Raw genomic sequence first — 2392 nt, 5'->3', positions numbered from 1 at the left:
TGGGGCACCGCCCTGGCCCTCCTCATCACCTTCCTGCCCCTGTGCTGTCTCGGCCCCACGGCCACCTTCTGGGCCCCAGATGTCGCCGGCTTCTTCAAATCCTTCCTGCTCGGCGCCAGCGGCCTCGCCCTCGCCTGGATGCAGCACCGCACCCACACAGGCAACATCCGCCGCTACGCCGCCATGCAGGGGCTCTTCCGCGGGGCGGACTTCCGCCTCACCCAGAAGCTCGCCGCCCTCCGGCACAGCCTCACCCAGCCCGCGACTCCCCCCTCCCCCGCGATGCCCACCGCCACCGACCTCGTCCGGCAGATTCAGGACCTCCTCCTCTCCGTCGGGCAGGAGGCCCTTGCCGAAAATGCCGAGTGGATCGTCATGCGCCGCACCCGCCGCATCCAGCCCGTCCCCCCCTCCCTCTAACCTCCAACCTCCCGTCATGAGTCTCTCCGTCTTCCTCTCCTACCGCCGGGCAGATACCATCGCCAGGAACGCCGCCTTCCGTGTCCGCGATCACCTGGCCCGCCGCTTCGGCTCCGGCTTTGCCTTTCTGGACAACGAAAATCTCAAGCCGGGTGCCCAGTGGCAGAGCGACCTCCGGCAGGCCCTCCAGAAAGTCGATGCCATCTACGCCTTCATCGGCCCCAACTGGGAGAAGGAACTCAAGCCCGCCGGGAAGACAGACTACATGGTGGAGGAGATGGAGGCCGGCCTCTCCGCCTCCAAGCTCGTCCCCGTCCTGGTCGAGCGCGACCGCCTCCCGCCCGTCTCCGACACCCACACCATCTTCGCCAGCCTGCGCACCCTCCAGGCGCACCCTCTCGATCTGGGCATCTATTTCGAGCCCTCCGTAGAGCGGCTCCTCTCCACCACCGTCCTCAGCCCCGGCGTCCTCCTCAGTGCCTCAGAGCGGCTGAAAAAGCACGCCATGACCCTCCTCCTCAAAGGGGATGAGTTCGCGCTGCGCCAGCACCTGGATGCCATCGCCGCCGTCCTCACCCGCGAGCCCTTTCTTGTCCTCCTGGAAATGCTCGCCGAGTTCCGCACGAAGCCCCTCAGCGCCATCGCGGTCGCCGACGCCAACATTCTGCTCTCCAAGCTCACCCCCATGGCAAAGGACGACACCAGTCCAGAGCAAGGAGCCGCCCTGCTGCTCGCCGCCTACATCAAGGCCGGCTGCTTTGAGGCTGACGGCCTCACTGCCCCCGGCCTGTCCGTCGACGCCCTCGTGGAGAAGGCCCTCCACCGCATCAACAACCGCGATCTTCGCGCCCTCCTCAGCATCCTGATCGACAAGCACAACCGCGCCTGGCGCCTGGCCAGCTCCATCCTCGAATCCTGAACTGCTTTTTTTCGCCACATGAATACTTCTGATTGGAAACAACGTAAGCAGCGCGTGGAGCAGTACTTCTCCCAGGCCTCCCCGCCCAAGGGCTTCTTCGCCGCCATCAAGCACTCCCTCTCGGCCTTCTGGCTGAACATGACAGGAAAAAAACCCGCCGACCACACCGAAGCCTCCCGCTGGATCAGCGAGGCCCGTCACGAGGTGCACCAGGTCGCCCGGCTCCGCCTGGACCTCACCACCTCCAGTCCCCGGCGCACCTTCGCCGTGGAGAGCCCCGCCGACGGCGCCAAGTGGTACAAGGACAAAGACCGCCGCGTCCGCGCTTCGAAGATGGACTTCACCCATGTCTTCCTCATGGACTACTACATCGCCTGCTACCGCGCCAGCTATGACCTCGCAGAGCAGGCCGTCATGCAGGACGAGACAGAAGAGTTCCCGTACGCGGAAATAACTGGCTTCGGCACCCGCATGGTCTCCACCAGCAGCTTCGAGGTGGCAGACCAGGACGACGTGCGTGCCAAGCTCCAGCGCCGCCAGTTTCAGGTGTTCACCAGCAGCAACGTCACCCTCATCGTGCCCTTCGTCGTCGCCAAGGTCATCAGCACTGGCAAGGAGTCCCTCGAGTTCGAGGACGAGGGGAACGACACCATCATCGCCCTGCGCAAGCAGCTCGTGGACTACAAACGCCCCCAGTGGGAGAAGGGCAACGAGGAAATCATCTGACCCGCCGCGCCCCACACCGCACCCCCAACCCCGGGAACCGCCAAAGGAAATGTCCTCGAACCCCCAGTACCAGTCCCTCCTCGAGCGCGCCAACCGCGGCCTCATGGAGGCACAGAAGCGCGTCGCCGACCTGCTCTACAACGGCGACGGCGTCCCCCAGGACTACGCCGCCGCCGCCCACTGGTACCGCCGCGCCGCCGAGCAGGGAGACAACTACAGCCACCACTCCCTCGGCATCTGCTACCAGACCGGTCGCGGAGTGGCCCGGGATGATGCCGCCGCCTTCTCCCATTTCGAGAAAGCCGCCCAAGGACCCAAGAAGATCGT

Annotated in this window: 4 protein-coding genes; all 4 read left to right on the top strand. The window is 65.5% G+C overall.

Going from position 1 to position 2392, the window contains the following annotated elements; translation table 11 throughout:
• Positions 1–420 (top strand): hypothetical protein (locus tag BV034_RS35690; protein ID WP_265592659.1); only part of this gene is annotated, 420 nt, incomplete at its 5' end.
• Between the two features lie 16 nt (positions 421–436).
• A complete protein-coding gene (locus BV034_RS05500) occupies positions 437–1339 on the top strand; it encodes a toll/interleukin-1 receptor domain-containing protein (protein WP_050024946.1) in 903 nt (300 codons plus the stop codon).
• Between the two features lie 18 nt (positions 1340–1357).
• The gene (locus BV034_RS05495; RefSeq protein WP_050024944.1) at positions 1358–2065 is read left to right on the top strand and encodes a hypothetical protein; all 708 of its coding nucleotides are present in this window, start codon (positions 1358–1360) and stop codon (positions 2063–2065) included.
• Between the two features lie 49 nt (positions 2066–2114).
• Positions 2115–2392: tetratricopeptide repeat protein (locus BV034_RS05490; RefSeq protein ID WP_265592658.1), on the top strand; the 278-nt coding region annotated here is incomplete at its 3' end.

The organism is Verrucomicrobium sp. BvORR034 (assembly GCF_000739635.1).
Taxonomy (GTDB): domain Bacteria; phylum Verrucomicrobiota; class Verrucomicrobiia; order Verrucomicrobiales; family Verrucomicrobiaceae; genus Verrucomicrobium.
This window is presented reverse-complemented; position numbering and strand designations above follow the sequence as displayed.